Below are 26960 nucleotides of genomic sequence, written 5' to 3' on the forward strand. Positions count from 1 at the left end.
GCGCCCACCCGGCCGGACACTGCGTTCCGCGCCCCCGGGCAGGCATTGCGGACCCATTGTCGCTACCATCATCGGCCTGCCCGCCAGGTTGCGACCATGCCGTTGAATGTCATCGTGGTGATGGACCCCATCGCCCATATCAAGATTGCCAAGGACACCACCTTCGCGATGCTGCTGGAAGCCCAGCGCCGCGGCCATGCCCTGCACTACGTCAGCCCCGGCGGGCTGGCCCTGCGTGACGGCCAGGCCATCGCCCGCACCGCCCCGCTGCAGGTGCGCGAGGACAAGAACGACTGGTTCACCCTGGGCGAGTTCAGCCAGACCGTGTTCGGCCCCGGCCAGGTGGTGCTGATGCGCAAGGACCCGCCGGTGGATGCCGAATTCATCTACGACACCCACGTACTCAGCGTCGCCCAGCAGGCCGGTGCGATGGTGGTCAACGACCCCCAGGGCCTGCGCGACTACAACGAGAAGCTGGCCGCCCTGCTGTTCCCGCAGTGCTGCCCGCCGACCCTGGTCAGTCGCCGCAATGCGGACCTGAAGGCCTTCGTGCTCGAACATGGCCAGGCGGTGCTCAAGCCGCTGGACGGCATGGGCGGGCGCTCGATCTTCCGCAGCGGCACCGGTGATCCCAACCTCAACGTGATCCTGGAAACCCTGACCGATGGCGAGCGCACGCTGGCCCTGGCGCAGAAGTTCATCCCGGACATCACCGCTGGCGACAAGCGCATCCTGCTGGTCGATGGCGAGCCGGTGGACTACTGCCTGGCGCGGATTCCGCAGGGCGATGAGTTCCGCGGCAACCTGGCCGCCGGTGGCCGTGGCGAAGGCCGCCCGCTGAGCGAACGCGACCGCTGGATCGCCGCCCAGGTCGGACCGGAGATGAAGCGGCGCGGCATGCGCTTCGTCGGCCTGGATGTGATCGGCGATTACCTCACCGAAGTGAACGTCACCAGCCCGACCTGCGTGCGCGAGCTCGACGCCCAGTTCGGACTGAACATCGCCGGCACTCTGTTCGATGCGATCGAGGCCAGCCTGCCGCGATGAGCGCCAGCGTCGTCCCGGCCCCGACGTGGCAGGCGCGCGAATCCCAGCGGCTGGGCGCGACCCTGACGCTGTCCGTGCTCGTGCACGCGTTGCTGCTGCTGGGGGTCGGCTTCGCGGTCAGTGACAGCGCGCCGCTGGTGCCCACGCTGGATGTGATCTTCAGCCAGACCCAGACCCCACTGACACCCAAGCAGGCCGATTTCCTGGCCCAGGCCAATCAGCAGGGCGGTGGCGACCACGACAAGGCCCAGCGCCCGCGCGACAACCAGGCCGGAATCGTGCCGCAGGCGCAGGCCGGGCTGTCACCGGTCCCGCAGCAGCGCCAGGAGGCGGCCAGCGTGCCGCCCCCGCAGACCCGCGTGGTCAACAGCCGCAATGGCGCCGACACCATCGCCGAGGCGCAGCCACAGCCGCTGCCCGAGCACCCCCGCCCGGATGCACCGATGACGGCCCGCGAGCAGCGCGATGTGGAGATGGCGCGGTTGGCCGCCGAAGTGCATCTGCGCTCGGCCCAGTACGCCAAACGCCCGAACCGCAAGTTCGTCTCGGCCAGTACCCGCGAATACGCCTATGCCAATTATCTGCGCGCGTGGGTCGATCGCGCCGAGCGCGTCGGCAACCTGAACTACCCCGATGAGGCGCGCGCCCGCCGGCTCGGTGGCCAGGTGGTGATCACCGTCGGTGTGCGCCGCGATGGCACCGTCGAAAGTGCCCGCATACTGCAGTCCAGCGGCACGCCGTTGCTGGATGAAACCGCGCTGCGCGTGATCACGCTTGCCCAGCCGTTCCCGCCGCTGCCCAAGACCGAGGATGCGATCGACATCCTGCAGGTGACCCGCACCTGGGTGTTCCTGCCCGGCGGCGAGCTGCGCGACGACCGCTGAGGGGGCGATAGCCGACCAACGGTCGGCTCTACCGGGCGGCCTTGGCCGCCCGCGCCGCCTGCTGTTCCACCAGGGTCAGCGCCACGTTGTTGCGCAGATAGGCCGGCTCCACCAGCTCCGGTGCCATGCCCTCGCCGCGCTCGAACGCCGGTACCGCCAGCGCCAGCACATCCGCCGCGCGCGGCAATGCCAGCGCATCCACGCCGGTCAGTTGATCGGCCAACCGCGTCGCCAGCACGCCGTCGGCCGCGCCGAAGCCAGTCCCCACGCCGAACCAGCGCGTGCCCTCAGGCAACACCACCTGCCCCGGCGCGCACACGCTCTCCTCGCCCTGCAGCTGCCACTGCCCGTCCACGCGGATGTGGCGTGCGGCATAGACCTCGCCCATGCGTGCGTCGATGCTGGCCAGTACATGATCGGCTTCGGCCGGCGCGCGCAGCGCCAGCGCCTGCAGGGTGGAGACCGCGATCAACGGGCGGTCCAGCGCCAGGGCGATCCCCTGGGCGATGGCGATCGCAAGCCGCACGCCGGTGAACGCGCCCGGCCCCCGCCCCAATGCGATCGCATCCAGCTGCGAACGGGCCACCCCCGCCTCGGCCAGCAGCGCCTCGGCCCAGGGCAGGCTGAGTTCAGCGTGGCGGCGTGGGGCGATCTCGAAGCGCTCAGTGACCTGCCCATCCACGTACAGGGCAACGGAACAGGCTTCGGTGGCGGTTTCAAAGGCGAGCAGCTTCATGGCGGTCAGAACAGGGAAGTGGGGAAGTCATCGGTGGACGGCAGCCGTTGCACGGGCTGTGGTGAAGCAGGCGCGGCGACGGGTGCGGGGTCAGCGAGGGACCATTGTGGCGCAAAGAAGGCCTGTACATCGGTCAGCGAACGGGTACGTCGGAACGGCGGCAGTGAATCCAGGAAAATCCGGCCATAGCTGCGGCTGAGCAGGCGCGGATCGCACAGCACCAGTACACCGCGATCGGTCTCGCTGCGGATCAGGCGGCCCACGCCCTGTTTGAGCGCGATCACGGCCTGCGGCAGCTGCTCATCGCGGAACGGGTTGCCGCCGTCGCGGCGGATCGCATCCAGCCGCGCTTCGAACACCGGGTCATCCGGTGCGGCGAACGGCAGCTTGTCGATCACCACCACGCTCAGTGCATCGCCGACCACGTCCACGCCCTCGCGGAAACTGGCCGAGCCCAGCAGGACGCCGTTGCCCGATTCACGGAAGCGCTGCAGCAGCGTCGCGCGCGGCGCCTCGCCCTGCACGAACAGCGGCCACGGTGCATCGCGCAGGGCCTCGGCCGCTTCGCGCAGTGCGCGGTGCGAAGCGAACAACAGGAACGCACGGCCGTGCGAGGCCTCCAGCACCGGCGTCAGCGCGCGGATCAACGCGGTGCCGAAGCCGCGCGCGGCCGGATCGGGCAGATCGGTCGGCAGATAGCACAGCGCCTGCTGGGCCCAGTCGAAGGGGCTGGGCTGCAGCAGGCTGACCGGATCATCCAGGCCCAGCCGCTGGGAAATATGCTCGAAACCCCCGTCCACGGTCAGCGTCGCCGACGTAAACACCCAGGCCGCCATCGAGCGCTGCCGATGCTCGCGCAGCGGACCGGACACATCCATCGGCGTGCGCTGGCAGCGGAAACCGCGCGGCGTCAGTTCATACCAGAGCACCTCCGCTGGCGGCGGCGCCTCATCCGGGTCGGTATCGAAATCCAGCATCGGCGCATCGTCGCCCAGCCAGCGCGACAACCGCGAGACCGCTTCCATGGCGCGCGCATGGCAGGCGTCCAGGCCGGGCGACGCCTCGCGCACCCCGGCCAGCGCATCACGCAGCTGCACCAGCGTACTCATCGCCGCATCGAAGCCATCGCGCACCTGCGGCACGGTCAGCGCGCGCCACTGGGTGCCGCGCGGCGGCAGGCCATCCATCGCCACGCGCAGATCGCGCAGGGTCTGCTCCAGCGCGGCCGCGGGCTCCTGCAGGGCCGCCTGCGCACCGGCCACGCTGCGGCTCTCGGCCAGGCAGTCGCGTGCCAGCTCCTGCCACGGGCGCATGCCGAAGCCTTCGCCGAAGAAGTTGGCCGCCAGTTCCGGCAACTGGTGCGCCTCGTCGATCACGAACGCCTGCGCGCCCGGCAGGATCTCGCCGAAGCCCTCCTGCTTGAGCGCCAGATCGGCCAGCAGCAGGTGGTGGTTGACCACCACCACGTCGGCCGCCTGCGCCCGCTGCCGTGCCTGCACGACGAAGCAGTCATCCCAGAAGGGGCATTCGGTGCCCAGGCAGTTATCGACGGTGGAGGTCACCATCGGGTACAGCGGCGAATCCTCCGGCAAGGCCTCCAGCTCGGCCATGTCGCCGTACTTCGTGCGTCCGGCCCAGGCCAGGATGCGCTGGAACTGCGCGACCTGCTCAGGGGAACTGAAACGGGGTTCGCCCCGGGCCTGCTGCAGCCGATAGCGGCACAGATAATTGGCGCGCCCCTTCAGCAGCGCACTGCTGTGGCCCACACCGAGCGCGGCCCGCACGCGCGGCAGATCGCGGTGATACAGCTGATCCTGCAGCGCGCGGGTACCGGTGGAGATGATGGTCTTCAGCCCGGACAGCAGCGCGGGCACCAGGTACGCATAGGTCTTGCCGGTGCCGGTGCCGGCCTCGGCCAGCAGCACGTCGCGCTGGTCGAACGCTTCGGCGATCGCCGCGGTCAGGCGCAGCTGGGCCGGGCGCGGAACGAAGGCATCGAGCTGGCTGGCGAGCGCACCGCCCTCACTGAGGGCATCGCGGCTGGCGTGGGCAAGTTGGGACATGACGCCATGATAAAGGGTGCCGACCGATGCCCGGCGCTACGCCGTCACGCATCCGACTGCATCGCCCACATCAGTAACGCATGATCCCCGGCACCGTGCAGCCGTCCAGCTGTGCATGCGCCGAGGCCGCGTTTTCTTTTTCACCGCGGGCCAGACGCGCCTGCTCGATCGTCGCCCAATGGCGACGGCACAGCGGGCCGGTCTTGGAACCGAGTTCAACCGACTTGCGGGCGAAGGTTTCCGCTGCTGCCCAGTCGCCCTGCAACAGGGCGATCTCGGCCCGGTCCTGCAGCACCGACGGGTCCGAGGCCATGATCGCCAGCGCCTGATCCAGCGCCGCCGCAGCGCCGGTCAGGTCGTTGGCCTGGCGACGGGCATGCGCGGCCTGGCGCAGGTCTTCCACCTCGCTGTCGCGCAGCGGCTGCACGGCCAGCTCTTTGTCGTCATTGCCCGCAGCGGCATCCACGGCGGCCAGGCGCTGGGCCGGCGTGGTGGTGTCGACCGGCGCCTTCACCACCGGCGGCGGAGTGACGCAGGCCGCCAGCGCGAGGCACAGCGTGGCAAGCGACGCGGAACGGATCAGGAAACGGGTGGTCATGCAGGCAGGCCTCGATCAGGGTTGACGCGCGGGGGTGGCGGCCGGTGCATTCTGCGCCGGTTCGGGGGCGGGCTCCGGCTTTTTCTCCAGGCCGAACCAGCTGCGCCAGCCACCGCCTTCACTCTGTTCGCCGCCCTCGCCTTCCGGCAAGGCGCTCGGCGCGGTGCACGGTACATAGGCCGGGGTGTAGCCGACCACGAACGGGAAGCGACGCGCGCCCGGGCAGGCTTCATCGGTGGTGGCCGTGCCGCTGGCCTCCACGTACTGCCAGTCCAGGCCCTTGTTGCTGACCTTCAGCGGCGAACTGGGCAGGCGCTGGAAAATGCCCGACCAGACCCGCATCGACCCGGTCGCGCCATACAGCCCGGCCTGTTCGTTCTGGTCATTGCCCATCCAGATCACGGCCAGATGGTCACCGGTGTAGCCGGCGTACCAGCTGTCGCGGCCGTCGTTGGTGGTGCCGGTCTTGCCCGCCGGCTGCAGGCGGCCCAGGCCATCGGCGTTGAGGCGCTGCGCGGTACCGCTGGCCACGACCTGCTGCAGACCGATGCTGATCAGGTTGGCGGCAATCGAGTCACCTTCCTGCGCCGGCGCCGGGGTCTTGTCGTAGCGCTTCATCAACTTGCCCTGCGGATCGAGCACGCCACGCACCGCGTGCAGCGGCTGGATCTCGCCCCCGGAGGCCAGGAACTGATACAGCTGGGCCATCGCATACGGGCTTTGATCCGTGGAGCCCAGGATCACCGCGGGATTGGGCTCGGCCTTGATGCCGGCCAGGACGTGGATCAACTGCGTGACCCGCTCGGGGCCGACCTGCATGCCTACCCGGACCGTGGCCTGGTTGTAGGAATGGGCCAGCGCATCGATCAGGCGGACCGTGCCGTGGCTGCGGTTGTCCGCGTTGCCGGGCGACCACTGCTTGCCACGGCTCAGCTGCACCGTCACCGGCGAATCATCGACCCAGCTGGACAGCGAGTAGCGGTCCGGCTGCGCAAGCGCCAGCAGATACACGAACGGCTTGAGCAGCGAGCCGACCGGGCGCTGCGCCTCGATGGCCCGGTTGAAGCCCGGTTCGGACACGTCACGGCTGCCGACCACGGCCAGTACATCACCGTTGTGCACGTCGGTCAGCACCAGGCCAGCCTGCAACGCGGGACGGCGCTTGCTTTCCAGTGATTTGATCGTCTTGGTGACCGCACCTTCAGCATAGGCCTGCGCCGAGGGCGCCATGCCGGTCATCACGCTCAGGCCGGCGCCCTGCAGCACCGACTCGGGGTAATCGTGGCCGAGCTGGCGACGGACCAGATCGACATAGGCCGGGAAACGGTTGGCCGCGATCAGGCCCGGGGTCTTGGGTACGCCCAGCGGCGCATCGACCGCACGCTTGTACTCGGCATCGTCGATCAGGTTGGCGTCGCGCAGCTTGCCCAGCACGAAGTTGCGGCGATCCAGCGCGCGCTCGGGATTGCGGCGCGGATCGTAATAGGACGGGCCCTTGACCAGGCCGATCAGCAGCGCGACGTGCTCGGTGTTGAGCGAGGCCAGATCACGCCCGAACCAGAACTCCGCGCCCGAGGACATGCCGTGGATCGCCTGGCTGCCGCGCTGGCCCAGATAGACCTGGTTGAGGTAGGCCTCCAGGATGGTGCGCTTGTCGTAGCGCGCTTCCATGATCAGCGCGTACAGCACCTCATTGAACTTGCGGGTGACGGTCTGCTCTTTGCCGATCCCGAGCAGGCCGCTTCGGGCCAGCTGCTGGGTCAGGGTCGAGGCGCCCTGGCGGCTCTGGCCACCAGAACGCACGGTCACCCAGATCGCACGGGCGATGCCGCTCAGGTCGATGCCGTGGTGCCGGTTGAAGTCCTTGTCCTCCACCGCCTGCAGGCCGGTGACCAGCAGCTCGGGGGTCTCTTCGATCCGTACCAGCCGGCGCTCTTCCTGCTTCTGGCCATACAGCGTGGCGATACGGGCCGGATCCAGACGCGCGGCCTTCAGCGCCTTGCGGGTGTCGGGGTCACGCAGCGAAGCGATCGACCCGCCGGACAGGCTCAGCTCGACGCGGCGCGGGGCGACCCGGCCATCGACGTCGTTGTAGCCACGGCTGGAGATGACGAAACGCCCCCCCTCCTGCGTGTACGTGGCCGGTGATTTGCCGATCCCGTCATCGCGGTAGGCCGAGGCCGCCAGCTCGGTCTTGAGCGTGGCCGCATCCATCGCCACGCCGGGCGCCAGCGGCAACGGCCGCGCATAGACGCGCGTGGGAATCTGCCAGCGCAGCTCACCGAAGCGCTGGGTGACCTGTTGGTTCAGGTACACCGTATAGGGGATCAGGAAGCCCAGCCCCAGCGCGACAGCCGCCATGCTCCAGGTGATCAACCGGCGCCGCCACATCGGGGCGCGGCTTTCGGTGTCGTCGAACTCGTCGATGTCGTCGGAATCGTAGCGTCGGGGCACGGGGATGCGAGAATATGGATTCCGGCGAGTCTAACGCAGCCACTGCGAGCGGCGCGTTCTCCCGGGTTCCCCCGCTTAAGCTGGAGTTGCAACGGGATGTCGATGTCCTTGGCCGATGCTCGCTATTTCCTGAACCGCATGCTCGGCCTGTTCCGTCGCAGTCTGGCCAGTCTGCGCACCCGGGGCTGGCGCGCCACCTGGCAGCGCATCCGGGTCCACACCCAGGCCGTGCCAGCGCCCCGCGGGGCGCCCCTGTACCTGCCGGAGGCCACAGCGTTCGCGCCGTTCACCGTCCCCGCCAGCGAGCGCCCGGTGGTCAGCATCATCATTCCGGTCTACAACCACGCTGCGCACACCTTGGCCTGCCTGCGGGCACTGGCCGCGCATCCGCCGCAGGTCGCCTGCGAGATCCTGGTGGTGGACGACGGCAGCAGCGACGAGACGATCACCTGGATGCCGCAGATCCGCGGCCTGCGCCATGAAGTGCGCGCGAGCAACGGCGGCTTCATCGAGGCCTGCAACGATGGCGTCGCGCGTTCGCGTGGCCAGTACGTGGTGCTGCTCAACAATGACACGGTGCCGCAGCCGGGCTGGCTGGATGCCCTGCTCGCCACCTTCGCCCGGGTGCCGCGCGCCGGCCTGGTCGGTTCACAGCTGCTCTACCCCGACGGCCGCCTGCAGGAGTCGGGCGGGGTGATCTTCCAGGATGGCAGCGGCTGGAGCTACGGCCGGTTCGAATCGCCCGAAGATCCGCGCTACAGCGCGCTGCGCGATGCCGACTACTGCTCCGGCGCCGCGCTGATGATCCCGCGCGCCCTGTGGGAAGAGATCGGGGGTTTCGACCTGCGCTACAAGCCGGCGTATTACGAAGACACCGACCTGGCCTTCGCCGTGCGCGCCAGCGGCCACCGCGTACTGGTGCAACCGGCCAGCCGCGTGGTGCATGACGAGGGCACCAGCAACGGCACCGATACCGGCAGCGGGATCAAGGCCTACCAGGTCCGCAACCGCGGCGTGTTCGCGGCGAAGTGGGCTGGCGCACTGCAGGCGCAGCCCGCCGTCGGCAGCGTTCCCTCGCCAGCCCTGCTGCACCGTGCCCAGCGCCAGGTCCTGATCCTGGATGAAGAAGTGCCGCAGCCGGACCGCGACTCGGCCTCGCTACGCCAGTACAACCTGATCCGCATGCTGCTCGAAGCCGGGGTCCACGTGGTGTTCGTGCCGACCCGGCGCGAGCACGGCGGCACCGCCACCGAGGCGCTGCAGGCGCTTGGCGTGGAGGTCTGGTACGCCCCCTACCTGGACGGTGTGGCGCCGTGGCTGCGCGCCAACGGCGCCCGCTTCGATGTGGTGATGATGGTCCGCTACCACGTCGCCCACGAGTGCCTGCCGCTGCTGCGCAGCTGTGCGCCCCAAGCCCGCACCGTCTTCGATACCGTCGACCTGCACTACCTGCGCGAACGCCGGGGTGCGGAGATCGCCGGGGATGCCGGGCTGCTGCGCAATGCCGAGCGCACCCGCGCACGCGAGCTGGCGGTGATGGAAGAGGTTGATGTGACCGTGCTGGTCAGCGCTGCCGAGCGCGAGCAGCTGCGCGTCGATGCCCCGGGCGCGACCGTGGAACTGATTTCCAATCTGCACGAGGTTGCTGGCGCCGGCCCTGACTGGGCCGAGCGGCGCGATCTGGTGTTCGTCGGCGGCTTCCGTCATCCGCCGAACCTGGATGCCATGCAGTGGTTCATCGGTGACGTCTTCGCGCGCATCCGTGCACAGCTGCCCGACATCCGTTTCCACTGCATCGGCGCGGCCGTGCCCGACACCCTGCGCGCGCTGGCCGCGACCCAGCCGGGCGTGGAGATCCACGGGTTCGTGCCGGACGTGGTGCCCTACATGGATGGCATCCGCATCGCCGTCGCGCCGCTGCGCTTCGGTGCCGGCGTGAAGGGCAAGGTGAATCTCAGCATGGCGCATGGGCAGCCGGTGGTCGCCACGACCTGTGGCGTGGAAGGCATGCATCTGCGCGATGGCGAAGATGTGCTGGTGGCCGATGATGCCGAGGCATTCGCGCAGGCCGTGGTGCGGCTGTACCAGGACGAGGCCCTGTGGCGCCGGCTCTCGACTGCCGGGCTGCAGAACATCGTGGATCATTTCTCGCTGGATGCGGCCCGCGCCACCGTGCAGCGGGTGTTCCTGGATTAAGTGCCCGAGCCACCGCCGGCGCTGCGCAGGCGCTCGGCGAAGGCCGGTAATTCCGGCAGGTCCGGTTGCCAGCGCCGCGCCTGCTCGAGCGCCTGCTGCGCGTAAGCGATGTCGCCCGAGCCCAGGCGCTCGCTGCCGATGGCCAGCCAGCGCTGCGCCAGCCGCCGTCGCGCGGCGGCCTGGGCGGCATCATTGGTCGACAACGTCTGCCAGGCGTCCAGACACGCCCCCGCCGCCAACACGCGGTTCTCGCGCAGGCGATCTTCGAAGCACTGCCGGCTTGCGGGCAGCAGGCGCTGCGCGGCGGCTCGCACCCGCGGGTCCTGCGGCGCGACGCCCTGGGCCTCGCGCAGGGCGTCGTAAGCACTGCGTCCGGGCGGGTCCAGGAAGTTGCCACGGCCCTCTGCCTCCTCCAGGCGCGTGAGCAGACGGCGCAGTGTGCGTTCGCGCTGCGCCCTCGGCACCGCCGGGGTCTTCAATGCCGCCTGGGAGCGTTGCGCCTGCTCGATCACATGGCGGGCCGCCTCCAGCGAACGCGTGGACGCGCCCAGCGATTGGGCCACCTGAAGCGCCCGGGCTGCGTCGTCGAAGCGGAAGTTGCCGGCCAGCCGCGTCGCACGCGTGAGCTGCGCATCGGCGACCTGCAGCTGGCCACGGCGCGCGGCAGGATCGTCGGGCAGCGCTGAAAGCACCGCTGCGAATGCATCGGCCGCAACCTCCAGCTTCTGCCGGCGCAGCGCGATCTCGCCCTCGCGCTGGCGTCGCTCCAGCGCGTTGTTCAGCGCCTCCTGGGTGGCCGGCAGATCGACATGCCCGGCATCGAAACCACGCGCGCTGCGCACCAGCGCCGCCGCCCTGGCTACGTCGCCGCGTCCGGCCGCCGTGCGCGCCTGCTGGAGGAGATCGGACAGCGCATCCTCGCGCCCCTCCAGTGCGCGCACCTGATTGGGGGACAGCGCCAGCACCTGCTGGAACAGCGGCAGCGCGCTATCGGGGCTGCCCTCGAGCCGCTGCGCCTGCAGGGCCGCTTCGGCGCGCCCAAGCAACGCCCCGATGCCCGCGCGTGCCTGGTCGTGTGCGTGCAGCTGCTGCGCCACCGCATCGGCATCGCGCTGCGGCACCTGCAGTTCGCGGGCCAGCGCAAGCGCGGCGGTCGCCGCCGGTGCATCGCCCCGGTCCAGCGCATCCCGCGCCTGCTGCAGGGCAGCCTGGCCGGTGCGTGCCAGACCGCTGCGCGCCTGCAAGCGGTCGGTGTCCAGCGCCAGCGCGGCCTGGAAGGATTCACGTGCGCCACTGCCATCTGCCGCACTCAACCGGCCAGCGGCCAGCGCGCGATCGCCCTGGTCGAGCAGCTGCTCGATCTGCGGCTCGTTCCAGAACCAGTTGGCCAGCGGCCGGCGCAACAGGGCCAGGCTGACGAACAGCAGCACGGCCACCAGCAGCGCCCAGCGCCAGATGCGCCGGGCATGGCGCGCCTGCAACCACCACCAGCGGCCTTCGCGGCGCACCCGTCGCAGTGCTTCGTGGGCGGCGTCATGCCTGTCATCGTCCCGGCTCATGGCGCGAGCCTAGCGTGGGGCACGTGAGCTCAGCCTAGACGCCGGGCTTCGCTGACGCCGGGCAGTGCATCCAGCTTGCCCAGCAGGGTCGAAAGCTGGCCGTAGTCACTGACCTTCAGGCGCAGGCGCAGATGCGCACGGCCACTGTTGCGGACGTTGTCGCTGTGGATGTCCAGCACATAGGCATCCTCCTGCGCGATCAGGTTGGTGATGTCCTTGAGCAGCCAGCGCCGGTCGACCGCGTCGACCACCACGTCCACTTCATAGCCACCGCCGGCCTGGCCCCACTCCACCGGAAGAATCCGCTGCGGGCTGGCCGCGGCCAGCCGTGCCAGCGCGGCACAGTCGGTGCGGTGCACGGTGACGCCGCGCGCGCGCGTCAGATACCCGACGATCGGCTCGCCGGCCACCGGCTGGCAGCAACGCGCCAGCTGCACCAGCAGGTTGCCCACGCCCTGTACGGTGAAATCGGCACTGCGCACACTCTCGCGCCGCGCGGTCGGGCGCGGCAGTACCGGCGCCGCCGGCTGGCTGGCGGCACGTTCGGCTTCCAGCAGCGTGCGGCTGACCTGGTTCGGCCCGGTATCGCCCAGCGCCACCTGGATGTAGAGATCGTCGACGCTGTCGGCGTGGAACTTCTTCACCGCGATGGCCAGATCGGCGTGCTGCAGGCCGAGGCGCTTGAGTTCGCGCTCGAGCAGCTCGCGGCCGGCCTGCACGTTGCGCGCGCGGTCCAGCTTGTGGAACCACCCGCGCACCTTTTCACGCGAACGGTTGCTGGCCAGGAACCCGCTGGAGGCCAGCAGCCAGTCGCGCCGGGGATCGGCCTCCTTGCCGGTCAGGATCTCGACGCGGTCGCCGCTGCGCAGGCGGTAGGTCAGCGGCACGATGCGGCCGTTGACCTTCGCCCCCCGGCAGCGATGCCCGACCATGGTGTGCACGTGGTAAGCAAAATCCAACGGCGTGGCGCCCTGGGGCAGGTCCATCACCTCGTCCTTGGGACTGAGCGCGTAGACCCGGTCTTCGGTCAGCTCGGCATCCAGCGCACCGGCCAGTTCGCCTGCATGCCCGTCCTGGGATTGCTCCAGCAGCTGCCGCATCCAGGTGATCTTGCGGTCGAACGCCTTTTCCGCGCCCTTGCTGCCTTCCTTGTAGCGCCAATGCGCGGCCACGCCGAGCTCGGCCTGGGCGTGCATGTCGTGGGTGCGGATCTGCACTTCGATGGTGCGCCCTTCCGGGCCGACCACGGCGGTATGCAGCGAACGGTAATCGTTGGCTTTCGGGCGCGCGATGTAATCGTCGAATTCGCTCGGCACCGGCGCCCACAGTGCATGCACCACGCCCAGCGCGGCGTAGCAGGCGGCCACGTCGTCCACCATCACGCGCACGGCGCGGATGTCGTACAGCTGCTCGAAGGCCAGACGCTTCTTCTGCATCTTCCGCCAGATGCTGTAGATGTGCTTCGGGCGGCCGCTGACCTCGGCGCGGATGCCCTGCGCCAGCAGCTCGCGCGACAGCGCCTTTTTGACGCCCTCGACATAGCGCTCGCGCGCCAAGCGCGTTTCATCCACCTCGCGCGCGATGCGGCGGTAGGTCTCCGGTTCCAGATGGCGGAACGCCAGATCCTCCAGCTCCCACTTCAACTGCCAGATGCCGAGCCGGTTGGCCAGCGGCGCATGGATGTCGCGAGTGAGCTGGGCCAGCGCGCGGCGCTCTTCTTCGGGCAAGCGATCGGCACCGCGCATGCGGGCCAGCTGGCGGGCGAGCAGGATCGGCACCACGCGCAGATCGCGGATGATCGAAAGCAGCAGGCGACGCAGGCCTTCGCTGTTGCGCCCGGCCTCGCGCCCGGCGTGCAGCGCCCAGACCTGGTCGGCGGCGTCCAGGCCGTCCAGCAGGCCGACGACCACCGGCTTGAGCGCACCGATCGGCAGCGTGTCCAGACCGGCACGCAACCACGGCAGATCGAACAGCAACGTGGCCAGCAAGGCAGACTCGTCGGCCGAGAGCAATGACAGCGCATCCAGCGTGTCAGCCAGCACCGGCCAGCCCGCGCGCCGTTCCAGATCGGCCTCGGGTTGCTGCCAGCGCTGCAGCAATGCCTCGCGCAGCTCAGCCGGCAGCGAAGCCACCGAGGGTCGGTTCAACAAGCCATCCAGGCCAGGGGAGGAAGCGCGGTTCACAGCATCGTACAGACAAGACAGAGGCCACCTACACTAGCGCCGCAGCGCCCCCCCGACAATCGCCATCACCAGCATGTGCACATGCCGGGGCGCTGGCACTACACTGCGGCCATTCCTAGGAGAGACCCTGCCATGCGCTTTTCCCGTCTGCGGTTGTTGGCCTGCGCGGCCGTCATGATGAGCCTCTCGCTCCCGGCGCTGGCCCAGCGCGTGGTCGAAGGCGATCTGCAGCAGCAGATGTCGCCGGCCGAGTTCAAGGCGGCCGGGCTGGAGAAGCTCACGCCGCAGGAACTGGCCGAGCTCAACAACTGGCTGCAGGGCAAGGTGGCCGCGCTGGCGGCCGATGCCCGCGAGCAGGCCCGCGAAGAGGGTCGTCAGGAAGTCATCGTGAAAAACCACGGCTTCTTCGACTTCGGCACCAAGGAGCCGATCAAAAGCGTCTTGACCGGAGAATTCCGCGGCTTTGGCAAGGGCCAGCGTTACGCGCTCGCCAACGCCCAGGAATGGGAGCAGGTCGACGATGTCCAAGTCGGTGGTGTCCGCCGCCAGTCGCCTGAGGTCAGCATCGCTCCCGGCGTCGGCGGGGTGTGGTACATGCAGATCCAGGGCGTCAACACCCGCGCCAAGGTCCGCCGCGTCAAATAATCCGCTTCAGGCAACCCCAGTGACCCGTGCCGACCTGGCACGGGTCACTGCCGGATCAAGGCTTCTGCAGCGCGGCCACGCGCTGGGCCAGCTTCTTGGCTGAAATCCCGGTCTTCGCGCCCAGCTCCTGGGCAAACAGCGAGACCCGCAACTCTTCCAGATCCCAGCGCAGGTCCTGCCACTGCGGCCGCTCCCGCAACCCGCGGGCCTCGGCCTGTGCCAACGCATCCACGAATGGCCGCAGCTCCAGCATCCGCGCCTGGTCGCGCGGCGGATCGCGCTTGGCACGCTCAGTGCGAAGGATCATTGCGCGCAGGTAGCGCGGCAGTTGCGCCAGGGCATCGGCCGGGGTCTCGCGCAGGAAGCCAGGATGGACCAACGCGGCCAGCTGCTGCTCCATGTCATCCAGATTGCCGCGTGCCCAGCCCATCAGCGGCGCTTCCAGCTGTGGTTTGAGCTCGGCCACATGGGCCAGGATGTTCTCGGCCAGCTTCAGGCGGGCCATCGCCTCTGCGAACAACGCCTTGCCCGCCTCCGCGCTGCGCTTGGCGAACGCGGCCGGGTCGCGGATATCACCCAGGCCATCGGCAAGCACCGCGTTCATCGCGGCATCGACCAGGTCGCCACGCAGGCGTTCCTGCGATTCGATCGCGGCATACAACAACCCGGTCTTGGGCGGCACCGGCAGCTGCTTGCGCGCCTGCTTGGCCTTGTCGGCCAGCGCAATCTCCAGCAATCGACGCACGCCGAGCGGATGCTGCTCCAGCGCCTCGTTGCGATCGGCGAAAATCTTCAACGCGGCGGTCTCGCCCTGGTCGACCAGCGCCGGATAGGCCGGCACGCCGGCTTCGCCAGGCACCTGCAGCGGGATCGGGCTGGCCGGGAAATCGCGCAACCCTTCGGCTGCCAGCGCACGCCCGGCGCGTGCGGCAAAGGCATCCCCGGCTTTGTCACCGAAGCGGGCGCGCAGTGCATCCAGATCGCGCGAGGTCGCCAGCACCTTGCCATCGGCATCGCGCAGCCGCAGGTTTATGCGCAGATGGGCGTCCAGCGCTGCGTCATCGAAATCGGTCGCGGCCAGCTTGGCACCGGTCGCACGCGACAGGAACCGCGCCAGCTCGCCACGGATGTCATCGGCGGTCGGCTCGGCAAACGCTTCGGCGAACGCGCGCCCGAAGTCCGGTGCCGGCACATAGTTGCGGCGCATCGCCTTGGGCAGGCTGCGGATCAGGGCCGCAGCCTTGTCGGCCACGAAGCCGGGCGCCAGCCACGACAACCGCGCCGGATCGAGCGCGTTGAGCAGGTGCAGCGGCACCTCCAACGTGACGCCATCTTCGTCGGCACCCGGCTCGAAGGTGTAATGCAGCGGCAGCCGTGCATCACCCAGCGGCAGATACGCGGGATACCGTTCGGCGTCGCTGCCCTCGCCCGGCAGCAGATCGGCCAGTGCCCACGACAGCGCGCGGCGTTTCTCCGGCGCCAGCGCCTTCCACCAGGTATCCAGGCCCATCGCCGAATGGATCTCGGCCGGAATCCGGTCCAGGTACCAGCGCGCCTGCCAGCCTTCATCGGCGACGATGCCGGCACGGCGCAGCTTGGCCTCCTCTTCGCGCGCCTGCTCCAGCACCTTGAGGTTGTCGGCGACGAAGCCGGCACGGGTGTTGATTTCGCCGGTCACCAGGGCCTGCCGCACGAAGATGTCGTGCGCTTCGCCCGGCGCGATGCGGCCGTAGTGCACCGGCTTCTTCGGGGCCAGCACCAGTCCGAACAGACTGATCTGCTCGGAGGCCAGCACCTGGCCCTGCGCGCGCGACCAATGCGGATCGAAGTGCTTGCGCAGCAGCAGGTGCGGCAGCTCGTTGATGACCCAGTCCGGCTCGATCGCCGCGTTGGTCAGGCCCCAGATTTTCTGGGTATCCAGCAAGGTCGCGGTGAGCAGCCACGGCGGCGGCCGCTTGGCCAGGGTCGAGCCCGGGAACGGCAGGAAGCGGCGCTGGCGCGGCGCCAGGAAATCGCCCTTGTCGCTGCGGTGGCCGATCTGCGTGGGCAGGCCGGCGATCAAGGCACGGTGCAGGGTCTGGTAGGCGGCTGCGCGCACTTTGTCGCTGAAGGCGTTGCGCGCCTCGGCATCGGCGCCCTTGACCGATGCCGACGTGTTCTGGGCAGGCGCCGGCTCGGATTTCCCTTCGCGGGCCAGGCGTGCGGCACGGTGCTGCTGGCCGCGCGTCGCCTTGATCTTCGCCTCGTCATCGCGCGCCGGTGCAGGCGCGGACGAACCCGCCAGCAACGGTGCCAGGGAGGTCTCGGCCGCTTCTTCCGTCCAGCCCAGCTCCTCGCACAGCACGCGCAGCTGGCGATGCAGTTCGCGCCACTCGCGCATGCGCAGGAAGCCGAGGAAATGCCGCCCGCACCAGTCGCGCAGCTTGGACTGGGACAGGTCTTCGTGAGCCTGGCGGTAGCCGTCCCACAGGCGCAGCACGCCGACGAACTCCGAGCGGCCATCGGCGAACAGCGCATGCGCGTTGTCGGCCGCGGCGCGCGCTTCCGGCGGGCGCTCGCGCGGGTCCTGGATGCCCAGGAACGAGGCGATCACCAGCATCGGGCGGAGGCAGCCCTGGGCCTGTGCGGCGACCAGCATGCGGGCCAGTTTCACGTCCACCGGCAGGCGCGCCATCTGGCGCCCGATCGGGGTCAGGCGGCGCTCGGCATCGACCGCACCCAGCTCACCCAGCTGCTGCCAGCCATCGGCGATGGCGCGCTCATCCGGTGCCTCCAGGAACGGGAAATCCTCGATCTTGCCCAGGCCCAGCTGCAGCATCCGCAGGATCACCCCGGACAGGCTGGAGCGGCGGATTTCCGGATCGGTGAACTCGGGGCGCGACTGGAAATCCGCTTCGGAATACAACCGGTAGCAGATGCCTTCGGACACGCGGCCACAGCGGCCCTTGCGCTGGTTGGCGCTGGCCTGCGAGACCGCTTCGATGTGCAGCCGGTCCAGCTTCTGGCGCGGGCTGTAACGCTTGATGCGGGCGAAACCCGGGTCGATCACATAGCGGATGCGCGGCACCGTCAGCGATGTTTCGGCGACGTTGGTGGCCAGCACGATGCGCCGGTTGGCGCCGGGGTTGAACACCAGGTCCTGATCCTTGACCGACAGCCGCGCATAGAGCGGCAGCACGTCGGTGCCACGGTACTTGCGTCGTTCCAGGGACTGGTGCGCATCGCGTATTTCGCGCTCGCCCGGGAAGAACAGCAGGATGTCGCCACGCGGGTCGATCCGGGTGATTTCATCCACCGCCGCGACCACCGCATCATTGACGGTGCGCTCGCCATCGCGCCCACCGTCAGCCTCGCCGCCGCCCTCACCTTCCAGCGGCCGGTAACGCACCTCCACCGGGAACGTGCGGCCTTCCACGCTGATCACCGGGGCATCGTCGAAATGCTGGGCGAAGCGCGAGGTATCGATGGTCGCCGAGGTGACGATCAGTTTCAGATCGGGCCGCTTCTTCAGCAGCTGCTTCAGATAGCCCAGCAGGAAATCGATGTTGAGGCTGCGTTCGTGTGCCTCGTCGACGATGATCGTGTCGTAGTTGGACAGCCAGCGGTCACTGCTGATCTCGGCCAGCAGGATGCCGTCGGTCATGAATTTGATGCGGGTATCGTCACCGACGCGATCGGTGAAGCGCACCTGGTAGCCCACCGTGGTGCCCAGCTCGGACTGCAGTTCCTGCGCAACGCGGGTCGCCACTGCACGCGCGGCGATCCGTCGCGGCTGCGTGCAGCCGATCATGCCGGCGGTGCCACGGCCGGCGGCCAGGCACAGCTTGGGCAGCTGGGTGGTCTTGCCCGAGCCGGTTTCACCGGCGATCACCACGACCTGGTGGTCGCGGATCAGCGCGGTGATGGCCTCGGCTTCACGCGCAATCGGCAGTTGCTCGTCCAGAGTGATGGACGGCTGATTCAGCGCACGCGCTTCACGGCGCTGCACGGAGGCCTGCAAGGCCTGCTCGAACGCCGCCGCCAGCCCCGTATCCGCCGGTTTGGCCCGCCAACGCGAGAGCATCCCCAGCAAACGACCGCGGTCGCGGCTCATGGCCCCGTTGATGGCGGCCTGCTGCTGGGCCAGGCGTGCTGCATGTGGTTTTTCGATAGCGCTCATCAATCGATTCGTTTAGAACTTTTGTTTACTACTGAAAGGGTAGTCTGATCTATTGTGAAGGCCATCCGATTCATCCCATCCATAAGGAGTTCTCCCATGGCGAAGACGACCAAGACCCCGGCAAAGCCCAAGACTGCCAAGCAGAAGCTCGGCGCGGCGGCCCCGTCGGCCCCGAACATCGATATCGGGATCAAGGAGGGCGATCGCAAGAAGATCGCCGATGGACTGTCGGCCTTCCAGGCTGATGCGTTCACGCTCTACCTGAAGACCCACAACTTCCATTGGAACGTGACCGGGTCGATGTTCAACTCGCTGCACACCATGTTCGAGACCCAGTACACCGAACAGTGGGCGGCCCTGGATGACGTGGCCGAACGCATCCGTGCACTGGGCTTCAATGCCCCGGGCTCGTACCGCGAGTTCGCGGCCCTGACCTCGATCGCCGAGGAGCCGGGCCTGACCGACAGCGCGGACTGGCGTGAAATGGTACGCCAGTTGGTCACCGCCAACGAGGCGGTGTGCCGTACGGCGCGCAAAGTGCTGGACGTGGCAGACGATGCGGACGACGCACCGACCGAGGATCTGATGACCCAGCGTCTGCAGACCCACGAAAAGTACGCCTGGATGCTGCGTTCGCTGCTGCAGTAAGGATTTGTTTTTTGGCGGGCTTGGCTGACTGACGGCAAAGGCAGAGGCAGCGGCTTTGGCTGACGGGCATCTCCGTGTTGGCGAGCGGGGGCCAGGCCCTGCCGGGACGCGCCGTAAACCCATCCTTGGGGGCTCGTGGGCGCCATCCTTGGCGCCCTGACGGTCCCGTCAGGGCCTGGCCCCCACTCGCCAGACAGATCTGGATGGACGGTTGGGCAAGCCAGAGCGGCCTCTTCGACAAGCGGTAACAGGTAACAGGTAACAGGTAACAGGCAAGTAGCAGCAGACAGGCGCCGATTGGCGCCTGTCTGCGTTTGACTGGCTCTCGACTGGCTCTCGACTGGCTCTCGACTGGCTCTCCTTTGAAGACCAGCCAAGTGTCGACGGCGCGGTGTGGGTGGGTCTGCAGGACCGTTGTGCGCCATGGATGGCGCACATCGAGCCCCCATGGACGGGTTCACGGCGGGTCCAGCAGACCCACCCACACCGCGCCAACCCCGTAGGAGGCCACGCCCGGCGCTTTGCGCCTTCAGCTCTGCCTCTGCCTCCGGCTCCCGCTCCCGCTCCTGCTCCGGCTTTGGCTTTGGCTCCGGCTTTGGCTCCGGCCTCGGCTTTCCTACACACCGATCCGGCATCCGAGGACACGGCCCGTAGCCTGGGCAAGGTAAACTAGCGCGATGTCTTCCCGCCCCGCGCACGACCTGCTCAGCCGCATCTTTGGTTACGACGAATTCCGCGGTCCGCAGCAGGCGATCGTCGAGCATGTCGCCGCCGGCAATGACGCGCTCGTCCTCATGCCCACCGGCGGCGGCAAATCGCTCTGCTACCAGGTCCCCTCCCTGCTCCGCGACGGCACCGGCATCGTCATCTCGCCGCTGATCGCCCTCATGCAGGACCAGGTCGAAGCCCTGCGCCAGCTCGGCGTGCGCGCCGAATACCTCAACTCCACCCTCGATGGCGAAACCGCCGCCCGCGTCGAGCGCGAACTGCTCGCCGGCGAACTGGACATGCTCTACGTCGCCCCCGAGCGACTGCTGACCGGCCGCTTCCTCTCGCTGCTCTCGCGCAGCCGGATCGCCCTGTTCGCCATCGACGAAGCCCATTGCGTCTCGCAGTGGGGCCACGACTTCCGTCCCGAATACCGCCAGCTCACCGTCCTGCACGAGCGCTGGCCCGACGTCCCGCGCATCGCGCTGACCGCCACCGCCGATCCGCCGACCCAGCGCGAAATCGCCGAACGCCTGGACCTGACCAACGCCCAGCACTTCGTCAGCTCCTTCGACCGTCCCAACATCCGCTACACCGTCGTCCAGAAAGACAACGCCAAGCGCCAGCTGCTGGACTTTCTCAAGGTCCACCGCCAGGAAGCCGGCATTGTCTACTGCATGTCACGGCGCAAGGTGGAAGAAACCGCCGAGTTCCTGTGCAAGGAGGGCATGAGCGCCCTGCCCTACCACGCAGGCCTGCCCGCCGAGGTACGCGCCGCCAACCAGCGCCGCTTCCTGCGCGAGGATGGCATCGTCATGTGCGCCACCATCGCCTTCGGCATGGGCATCGATAAGCCGGACGTGCGCTTCGTCGCGCATACCGATCTGCCCAAATCGATGGAAGGGTATTACCAGGAAACCGGCCGCGCGGGGCGCGACGGCGAGCCTGCCGAAGCCTGGCTCTGCTATGGGCTCGGCGATGTCGTGCTGCTCAAGCAGATGATCGAACAGTCCGAAGCCGGCGAAGACCGCAAAACGCTCGAACGGTCCAAACTCGATCACCTGCTCGGCTACTGCGAATCCATGCAGTGCCGTCGTCAGGTCCTGCTGGCCGGGTTCGGGGAAACCTATCCCCAGCCCTGCGGCAACTGCGACAACTGCCTGCTGCCACCGGATGCCTGGGATGCCAGCGTTGCCGCCCAGAAGGCGCTGAGCTGCGTCTACCGCAGCGGGCAGCGCTTCGGTGTCGGCCATCTGATCGACATCCTGCGCGGCGGCGACAACGAGAAGGTGCGCCAGTTCGGACACACCGAATTGAGCACCTACGGCATCGGCAAGGATCTCGACGCCCGCAGCTGGCGCAGCGTGTTCCGCCAGCTGGTCGCCTCCAGCCTGCTCGAGGTGGACAGCAGCGCCTACGGTGGGCTGCGCCTGACCGATGGCAGCCGCGAGGTGCTCAAGGGCCAGCGCAAGGTCATGATGCGCCGCGAGACACCCAAGGCCGCCCGCGAGCGCGACCGCAGCGGCCAGCGCACCGGCCTGTCGGTGCTGCCGCAGGATCTGGCGCTGTTCAACGCGCTGCGTGGCCTGCGTGCCGAACTCGCGCGCGAGCAGAACGTGCCGGCCTTCGTGATCTTCCACGACAGCACCCTGCGCAATATCGCCGAACAGCGCCCCACCAGCGTCGACGCGCTGGGCCGGGTCGGTGGCATCGGCGGCACCAAGCTGGCCCGCTACGGCGACCGCCTGGTCGAGATCGTGCGCGAGGAAGGCTGATGCCCCGGCCTGTTCAGGCAGACCCGGCTCCAGAGTTGAACCCTGCGTTCAGCCACAGGTGCGGCCGCCAGGGTTTGGCAGTAAGGTGAGCCCCATGTCCGCCAGTGGCCTGCTCCTGCGAGTCGTCCTGATGCTCAGCCTGTTGCTCAACGGGCTGAATGTCGCCATGGCCGGTCCCATGGCGCTGGCCATGGCCGAACCGAGCCGAACCAGCACACCCGGCACGCCCTGCCATGGCGATGCACCGATGCCTGCCGCGCACCATCACGACGCCATGGCCACCGCCGATACCAGCGTCCAGGCCCCGCACGATGGCGATCATTGCAAGATCAAGGACTGCCTGCGCAGCTGTGCCCAGCAGCCCAGCCTGACCGTCCAGATCGCGTGGATCGCCACGCCGCCACCGTTGTCGCTGGCACCGATCCTGACCGCGCATCCGTCGCGGCCGATGCCCCCGCTGGACCGCATCACCCGCCCTCCGATCGCCTGATCCGCCGCGCTCTGCGAGCGCCTGCCTGATGCTCTGCGCGCATGCCCCGGTGTGCGTGCGTTGACGGCACTGCGTGTGCCATTCGAATCAGATCCGGAGTTGCAATGTCTTTCCCCAAAACACCCGGCACGGGCACCCCGCCCATGCCGTCGCGCCGCTTGTTCGTCCAGGGCGTGGCTGCCGGCGGCGTGGTCGCCGGCCTGGCCGCCACGGGTCTGAGCCCGCGTGCGTTCGCCGCCGCCGGCCCCGGCCTTGCCGGTGCCCCAAAGGTGCTCAGCAGCCATGATGTGCAGCTGAGCATCGGCGAATCGCTGGCCAATTTCACCGGCCGCACCCGCCCGGCGATCACCGTCAACGGCAGCCTGCCCGCACCGATCCTGCGCTGGCGCGAAGGCCAGACGGTCAACATCCGGGTCGCCAATACGCTGCAGGGCCACCCCACCTCCATCCACTGGCACGGTCTGCTGCTGCCGGCCAACATGGATGGCGTGCCCGGCCTGAGCTTCAACGGCATCGCCCCGGGCGAGGCCTACCAGTACCGCTTCACCCTCAAGCAGTCGGGCACGTACTGGTATCACAGCCATTCCCTGTTCCAGGAACAGGCCGGCCTGTACGGCGCGCTGATCATCGACCCGCTCGAACCGGCGCCGTATCACGTCGACCGCGAGCACGTGATCCTGCTCTCGGACTGGACCGACCTGGACCCCGGCGCGCTGTTCCGGCGCATGAAGAAGCTTGCCGAATACGACAACTACTACAAGCGCACCCTGCCCGACTTCCTCCGCGATGTCCGCAAGGACGGCTGGGCCGCGGCCACCGCCGACCGCGGCATGTGGGGCCGGATGCGGATGACGCCAACCGACATCTCCGACATCAACGCCCACACCTATACCTACCTGCTCAACGGCACCGCCCCGGCCGGCAACTGGACCGGGCTGTTCCGCAGCGGCGAGAAGGTGCTGCTGCGCTTCATCAACGGCGGCTCGATGACCTATTTCGACGTGCGCATCCCGGGCCTGAAGATGACCGTGGTCGCCGCCGATGGCCAGTACATCCACCCGGTCAGCATCGATGAATTCCGCATCGCCCCGGCCGAGACCTTCGATGTGATCGTCGAACCCAGCGGCCAGGACGCGTACACCATCTTCTGCCAGGACATGGGCCGCACCGGCTATGCCGCCGGCACGCTGGCGGTACGCCACGGCCTGCAGGCGCCGATCCCCGCGCGCGACCCGCGCCCGCTGTTGACCATGAGTGACATGGGCCACGACATGGGCCATGCCACCAACGGGATGGCGGGCCACGACATGAAGGGCATGGAAGGCGGCTGCGGTGCCAGCATGGGCCACGGTGCACACGGCACCGATCCCAAAGCGCCGCGTCACCCGGCCAGCGAGCAAGGCAATCCGCTGGTGGACATGCAGAGCATGGCCACCGAGCCCAAGCTGGAGGATCCTGGTATCGGCCTGCGCGACAACGGCCGCAACGTACTCACCTACGGCGCGATGCGCAGCCTGTTCGACGATCCCGATGGGCGCGATCCCGGCCGCGAGGTCGAGCTGCACCTGACCGGCCACATGGAAAAATTCAGCTGGTCCTTCGACGGCATCCCGTTCGCCAGCGCCGAACCGCTGCGCCTGAACTACGGAGAGCGCATGCGCATCGTGCTGGTCAACGACACCATGATGCAGCACCCGATCCATCTGCACGGCGTGTGGAGCGATCTGGAAAACGCGGACGGCGAGTTCCACCTGCGCAAGCACACCATCGACATGCCGCCCGGCACCCGCCGCACCTACCGCGTACGTGCCGACGCACTCGGCCGCTGGGCCTACCACTGCCACCTGCTGTACCACATGGAAGCGGGCATGATGCGCGAAGTGAGGATCGAAGAATGAGCCGCTCGCCTCTCACCGTGCTATCCGCACTGAGCGCCGGCCTGCTGCTGGCCTTGTCCGCACCGGCGTGGGCGCAGTCGCATGCCAGCCATGCCAGCCATGCCACGACACCGACCCCGACCGACGCGCCACCGGCAGATGACGGCAACGTCGATCACAGCCAGATGGATCATTCGAAGATGGGCCACGGCAGCGTCGACCACGCCCAGATGGACCATTCGACGATGGACCACGGCACGACCGATCACGGCGAGATGGACCATTCGAAGATGGACCACGCCGCGATGGGGCATGGCGTGCCGAAGGCGCCCGCGCCCACCGAACCGCTCGAACCGATTCCTGTCGTGACCGCCGCCGACCGCCTCGCCGCGTTCCCGCCGATCGACCACGGCGCGATGGAGCATGCGCCGGAGATCCACAGCATGCTGCTGGTCAACCGCCTCGAACACTGGGACGGTCAGCACGGTACCGGCCAGGCGTGGGAGGCCAGCGGCTGGGTCGGCGGCAACATCCACCGGCTGTGGCTGCGCAGCGAAGGCGAGCGCAGTGACGGCCGCACCGGATCGGCCGATCTGGAAGTGATGTACGGCCGCAGCGTGTCGCCGTGGTGGGACGTACTGGTCGGCGTGAAACAGGATTTCCGCCCGGCCGATTCACGCACCTGGGCGGCGTTCGGCATCCAGGGCTTGGCGCCGTACAAATTCGAGACCTCGGCCACGGCCTATGTCGGCGAAGGCGGCCAGGTCGCGGCCACGGTGGAAGTGGAGTACGAGCTGCTGCTGACCAACCGCCTGATCCTGCAGCCGCTGGTGGAAGCCCGTTTCTCGGCCAAGGACGAACCGGAGTATGGCAACGGTTCGGGACTCAACAAGGTCGAGGCCGGGCTGCGCCTGCGCTACGAGTTCAGCCGCCGCTTCGCGCCTTACATCGGCATCAGCCACGAGCGGCTGTTCGGCGATACCGCTGATTACCACGAGGCGGCCGGCGAGCGCGCGCGCGATACCCGCTGGGTGGCGGGCGTGCGGGTCTGGTTCTGATCCAGCCGCGATGACAGGTTCCGGGTACCGACGTACCCGGAACCACGGCCGACCCCAGGCGATGGCGTAAGCTGCCGGCCCCACCTGCCTGCCTTGCGCCATGATGTTGACCCTGCGCCGTGCCACCGTTGCCGATGCCGATGCGCTCTCGGCGATCGCCATCGCCACCTACACCGAAACCTTCGGCGATTCCTACCCGCCGCAGGACCTGCACGCGTTCCTGCACAGGCACTATTCGGTCGAGCCGCAGCGTCACGAACTCGCCGATCCACGCAACGCGGCGTGGCTGCTGGAAGACGGGGAACATGTGGTGGGTTATCTCGCCGCAGGGCCCAACAGCCTGCCGCATGCCGAGGCCAGCGAGGGCGATATCGAGCTCAAACGCCTCTACCTGCTCGCCAGTCACCAGCGTGGCGGCCACGGCGCGCGCCTGATGGACGCCTTCCTGGCGTGGCTCGATCAGCCACAGCGGCGCACGCTGTGGATCGGCGTGTGGTCCGAGAACCTGGGTGCGCAGCGCTTCTATGCGCGCTACGGCTGCAGCAAGGTCGGCGAATACGATTTCCCGGTCGGCAACAGCGTCGACCGGGAATTCATCCTGCGCCGCGCCTGAGCGCAGCGCAGGCGTGCATCAGAAGTCGAACAGATCCGACAGGAAGCTCTCTTTCTTTTTCTTGCGGTAGCCCTGCTGGTCACCGTACTGCTGCTGGCCCAGGTGGCGGGTATCACGGTGCTGCACGGCAGCCGGCGGCGGCGGTGCGGCCGCGCGCACCGGCGCGGGGGCGGCGGCACCGGCCGAGCGCTCGATGATCTTGTCCAGCTCGCCTCGGTCCAGCCACACGCCACGGCACTGCGGGCAGTAGTCGATCTCGATGCCTTGGCGCTCGGACATCTGCAGCGCTTGGGTCTTGCATACGGGGCATTGCATGGGCGGTAATCCAAGGGGCAAAGCCGCACTCTAGCCGGTCATACCTGACCGTGGTGCAACGCGGCCATGACCGATGGCCCCCCGACCTATGCCCCATGCTGCGGGTGTGGCAATCGCGAACAATCCACGCCGTCCCTGGATATGGAGCGTCCCATGCCGTCCCTCCGCCTGCCCACCTGGCTGGCCGCCTGCGTGGTGGTGCTGACCTTGGCCGTGTCGATCAATCTGCGCGACCTTGCCGCGTGGCTGGGCACGCCGATTCCGAAGCTGCCGATCCCCTATGGCGGCGCCATCCTCGACAACGGCCTGGGCGTGCTGCTGGTGCTGGCCGTGGCTGCGCTGCTGCTGCGCCCCGGGCAACGCCTGCACGCATTGCTCGGGTTGCGCTGGAATGGCTGGCAGGGCCCGGCACTGGCCCTGCTGGCGACCCTGCCGTGCTGGCTCGGCCTGTGGTGGCTGGGCGGGGTGAATCCCACCCAGGATGTCCTCGCACTGCTGATGCTCGGCGTGCTGTTCCCGTTCGCCGAGGAAATCATCTTCCGTGGCTTCGGCTTCATCTTCGCCCATCGCCAGCAGCGCTGGCCGTGGCTGGCCGCCGCGCTGGTGCAGGCGGTGATCTTCGGTGCGATCCACTGGTGGTCGTTCGGCGGCGGCGGGGGCATGGCGCTGCAGGTGTTCGCCATCACCGGCATCGGCGGGCTGGTATTCGCCTGGATCAACACCCTGGACGACTACACCCTGTGGAGCGGGCTGGCCCTGCACGTCTCGCTCAACCTGGCCTGGAACGTCTTCGTGATCAGCGAGGCCACCGCGGTCGGCTGGCCGGCGACAGTGCTGCGCCTGTCGGCAGCGGGGTTGGCGGTCGGGCTGGTGTGGGCCTGGCACCGTGGACGCCGGCGGTCGGCGGCCGTTGCCTGAGCGCCGTGGGCGCTACGGGCGGTACGATCCCGCC

19 protein-coding genes are annotated in these 26960 nt (G+C 68.6%); 11 read left to right on the forward strand and 8 right to left on the reverse strand.

Annotated elements, in window-relative coordinates:
* Positions 1-96: 96 nt before the first annotated feature.
* Positions 97-1047 carry a glutathione synthase gene (gene gshB / locus ABE472_RS10000; protein WP_121039048.1) on the forward strand — a complete coding sequence of 317 codons (951 nt, stop codon included), beginning with the start codon at positions 97-99 and terminating at the stop codon, positions 1045-1047.
* Positions 1044-1931: an energy transducer TonB gene (locus tag ABE472_RS10005; protein ID WP_313219737.1), complete on the forward strand. Its 888-nt coding sequence runs from the start codon at positions 1044-1046 to the stop codon at positions 1929-1931. The genes gshB and ABE472_RS10005 overlap by 4 nt, the downstream gene beginning before the upstream one ends.
* A 28-nt stretch (positions 1932-1959) precedes the next feature.
* On the opposite strand, the gene tsaB is transcribed toward ABE472_RS10005, so the two are convergent.
* From tsaB to mrcB, 4 genes are all read right to left on the reverse strand, one after another.
* Positions 1960-2667, reverse strand: a complete 708-nt coding sequence (tsaB, locus tag ABE472_RS10010) for a tRNA (adenosine(37)-N6)-threonylcarbamoyltransferase complex dimerization subunit type 1 TsaB (RefSeq protein ID WP_346463263.1) — start codon at positions 2665-2667, stop codon at positions 1960-1962.
* 5 nt (positions 2668-2672) lie between these two features.
* Positions 2673-4730 (reverse strand): ATP-dependent DNA helicase, encoded by a 2058-nt coding sequence (locus ABE472_RS10015; protein WP_346466108.1) that lies wholly within the window; start codon positions 4728-4730, stop codon positions 2673-2675.
* 70 nt (positions 4731-4800) lie between these two features.
* Positions 4801-5328 carry a hypothetical protein gene (locus tag ABE472_RS10020; RefSeq protein ID WP_123730421.1) on the reverse strand — a complete coding sequence of 176 codons (528 nt, stop codon included), beginning with the start codon at positions 5326-5328 and terminating at the stop codon, positions 4801-4803.
* A 15-nt stretch (positions 5329-5343) separates the two neighbouring features.
* A complete protein-coding gene (mrcB, locus tag ABE472_RS10025; protein WP_346466109.1) occupies positions 5344-7782 on the reverse strand; it encodes a penicillin-binding protein 1B in 2439 nt (812 codons plus the stop codon).
* Positions 7783-7878: 96 nt separating this feature from the next.
* Between mrcB and ABE472_RS10030 the strand changes: the two genes are divergently transcribed.
* Positions 7879-9978: a glycosyltransferase gene (locus tag ABE472_RS10030; RefSeq protein ID WP_313210472.1), complete on the forward strand. Its 2100-nt coding sequence runs from the start codon at positions 7879-7881 to the stop codon at positions 9976-9978.
* On the opposite strand, the gene ABE472_RS10035 is transcribed toward ABE472_RS10030, so the two are convergent.
* Both ABE472_RS10035 and ABE472_RS10040 read right to left on the reverse strand, forming a co-directional pair.
* Entirely contained in the window at positions 9975-11537 is a 1563-nt protein-coding gene (locus ABE472_RS10035; RefSeq protein ID WP_346463259.1) for a hypothetical protein, read from the reverse strand. The genes ABE472_RS10030 and ABE472_RS10035 overlap by 4 nt on opposite strands.
* A 29-nt stretch (positions 11538-11566) precedes the next feature.
* On the reverse strand, positions 11567-13720 hold the full coding sequence (locus ABE472_RS10040; protein ID WP_346463258.1) for a bifunctional (p)ppGpp synthetase/guanosine-3',5'-bis(diphosphate) 3'-pyrophosphohydrolase: 2154 nt from the start codon (positions 13718-13720) through the stop codon (positions 11567-11569).
* Positions 13721-13852: 132 nt separating this feature from the next.
* Between ABE472_RS10040 and ABE472_RS10045 the strand changes: the two genes are divergently transcribed.
* Positions 13853-14365 (forward strand): hypothetical protein, encoded by a 513-nt coding sequence (locus ABE472_RS10045; protein ID WP_313210466.1) that lies wholly within the window; start codon positions 13853-13855, stop codon positions 14363-14365.
* A gap of 55 nt (positions 14366-14420) precedes the next feature.
* Here the strand turns inward: ABE472_RS10045 and hrpA are convergent, their stop codons facing one another.
* Positions 14421-18524, reverse strand: a complete 4104-nt coding sequence (gene hrpA / locus ABE472_RS10050; protein ID WP_346466110.1) for an ATP-dependent RNA helicase HrpA — start codon at positions 18522-18524, stop codon at positions 14421-14423.
* Positions 18525-18620: 96 nt separating this feature from the next.
* Between hrpA and ABE472_RS10055 the strand changes: the two genes are divergently transcribed.
* The 6 genes from ABE472_RS10055 (at position 18621) to ABE472_RS10080 (ending at position 25693) form a co-directional block, all read left to right on the forward strand.
* Positions 18621-19172, forward strand: coding sequence for a Dps family protein (locus tag ABE472_RS10055; protein ID WP_019185151.1), 552 nt, complete (start codon positions 18621-18623; stop codon positions 19170-19172).
* A gap of 677 nt (positions 19173-19849) precedes the next feature.
* A complete protein-coding gene (gene recQ, locus ABE472_RS10060; RefSeq protein ID WP_346466111.1) occupies positions 19850-21655 on the forward strand; it encodes a DNA helicase RecQ in 1806 nt (601 codons plus the stop codon).
* Between the two features lie 94 nt (positions 21656-21749).
* Positions 21750-22145, forward strand: coding sequence for a CopL family metal-binding regulatory protein (locus tag ABE472_RS10065; protein WP_313210454.1), 396 nt, complete (start codon positions 21750-21752; stop codon positions 22143-22145).
* 104 nt (positions 22146-22249) lie between these two features.
* Positions 22250-24043, forward strand: coding sequence for a copper resistance system multicopper oxidase (locus ABE472_RS10070; RefSeq protein WP_346466112.1), 1794 nt, complete (start codon positions 22250-22252; stop codon positions 24041-24043).
* The gene (locus tag ABE472_RS10075; RefSeq protein ID WP_346466113.1) at positions 24040-25080 is read left to right on the forward strand and encodes a copper resistance protein B; all 1041 of its coding nucleotides are present in this window, start codon (positions 24040-24042) and stop codon (positions 25078-25080) included. The genes ABE472_RS10070 and ABE472_RS10075 overlap by 4 nt, the downstream gene beginning before the upstream one ends.
* Positions 25081-25180: 100 nt before the next feature.
* The gene (locus ABE472_RS10080) at positions 25181-25693 is read left to right on the forward strand and encodes a GNAT family N-acetyltransferase (RefSeq protein WP_346466114.1); all 513 of its coding nucleotides are present in this window, start codon (positions 25181-25183) and stop codon (positions 25691-25693) included.
* Positions 25694-25711: 18 nt separating this feature from the next.
* Here ABE472_RS10080 and ABE472_RS10085 read toward each other — a convergent pair whose 3' ends face one another.
* Positions 25712-26008, reverse strand: coding sequence for a zf-TFIIB domain-containing protein (locus ABE472_RS10085; protein WP_088432901.1), 297 nt, complete (start codon positions 26006-26008; stop codon positions 25712-25714).
* 153 nt (positions 26009-26161) lie between these two features.
* On the opposite strand from ABE472_RS10085, the gene ABE472_RS10090 reads away from it, so the two are divergent.
* The gene (locus ABE472_RS10090) at positions 26162-26926 is read left to right on the forward strand and encodes a CPBP family intramembrane glutamic endopeptidase (protein WP_346466115.1); all 765 of its coding nucleotides are present in this window, start codon (positions 26162-26164) and stop codon (positions 26924-26926) included.
* Positions 26927-26960: the final 34 nt, after the last annotated feature.

Source organism: Stenotrophomonas sp. TWI809 (assembly GCF_039673205.1).
Taxonomy (GTDB): domain Bacteria; phylum Pseudomonadota; class Gammaproteobacteria; order Xanthomonadales; family Xanthomonadaceae; genus Stenotrophomonas.

Bases quoted from the DNA above. Each gene is read 5' to 3' on its own strand.
- ABE472_RS10030 (WP_313210472.1), top strand. From the start codon at position 7,879: ATGTCGATGTCCTTGGCCGATGCTCGCTATTTCCTGAACCGCATGCTC.
- gshB (WP_121039048.1), top strand. From the start codon at position 97: ATGCCGTTGAATGTCATCGTGGTGATGGACCCCATCGCCCATATCAAG.
- ABE472_RS10045 (WP_313210466.1), top strand. From the start codon at position 13,853: ATGCGCTTTTCCCGTCTGCGGTTGTTGGCCTGCGCGGCCGTCATGATG.
- ABE472_RS10090 (WP_346466115.1), top strand. From the start codon at position 26,162: ATGCCGTCCCTCCGCCTGCCCACCTGGCTGGCCGCCTGCGTGGTGGTG.
- ABE472_RS10055 (WP_019185151.1), top strand. From the start codon at position 18,621: ATGGCGAAGACGACCAAGACCCCGGCAAAGCCCAAGACTGCCAAGCAG.
- ABE472_RS10035 (WP_346463259.1), bottom strand. From the start codon at position 11,537: ATGAGCCGGGACGATGACAGGCATGACGCCGCCCACGAAGCACTGCGA.
- ABE472_RS10080 (WP_346466114.1), top strand. From the start codon at position 25,181: ATGATGTTGACCCTGCGCCGTGCCACCGTTGCCGATGCCGATGCGCTC.
- recQ (WP_346466111.1), top strand. From the start codon at position 19,850: ATGTCTTCCCGCCCCGCGCACGACCTGCTCAGCCGCATCTTTGGTTAC.
- ABE472_RS10085 (WP_088432901.1), bottom strand. From the start codon at position 26,008: ATGCAATGCCCCGTATGCAAGACCCAAGCGCTGCAGATGTCCGAGCGC.
- tsaB (WP_346463263.1), bottom strand. From the start codon at position 2,667: ATGAAGCTGCTCGCCTTTGAAACCGCCACCGAAGCCTGTTCCGTTGCC.
- ABE472_RS10065 (WP_313210454.1), top strand. From the start codon at position 21,750: ATGTCCGCCAGTGGCCTGCTCCTGCGAGTCGTCCTGATGCTCAGCCTG.
- ABE472_RS10075 (WP_346466113.1), top strand. From the start codon at position 24,040: ATGAGCCGCTCGCCTCTCACCGTGCTATCCGCACTGAGCGCCGGCCTG.
- ABE472_RS10005 (WP_313219737.1), top strand. From the start codon at position 1,044: ATGAGCGCCAGCGTCGTCCCGGCCCCGACGTGGCAGGCGCGCGAATCC.
- ABE472_RS10015 (WP_346466108.1), bottom strand. From the start codon at position 4,730: ATGTCCCAACTTGCCCACGCCAGCCGCGATGCCCTCAGTGAGGGCGGT.
- ABE472_RS10070 (WP_346466112.1), top strand. From the start codon at position 22,250: ATGTCTTTCCCCAAAACACCCGGCACGGGCACCCCGCCCATGCCGTCG.
- hrpA (WP_346466110.1), bottom strand. From the start codon at position 18,524: ATGAGCGCTATCGAAAAACCACATGCAGCACGCCTGGCCCAGCAGCAG.
- ABE472_RS10020 (WP_123730421.1), bottom strand. From the start codon at position 5,328: ATGACCACCCGTTTCCTGATCCGTTCCGCGTCGCTTGCCACGCTGTGC.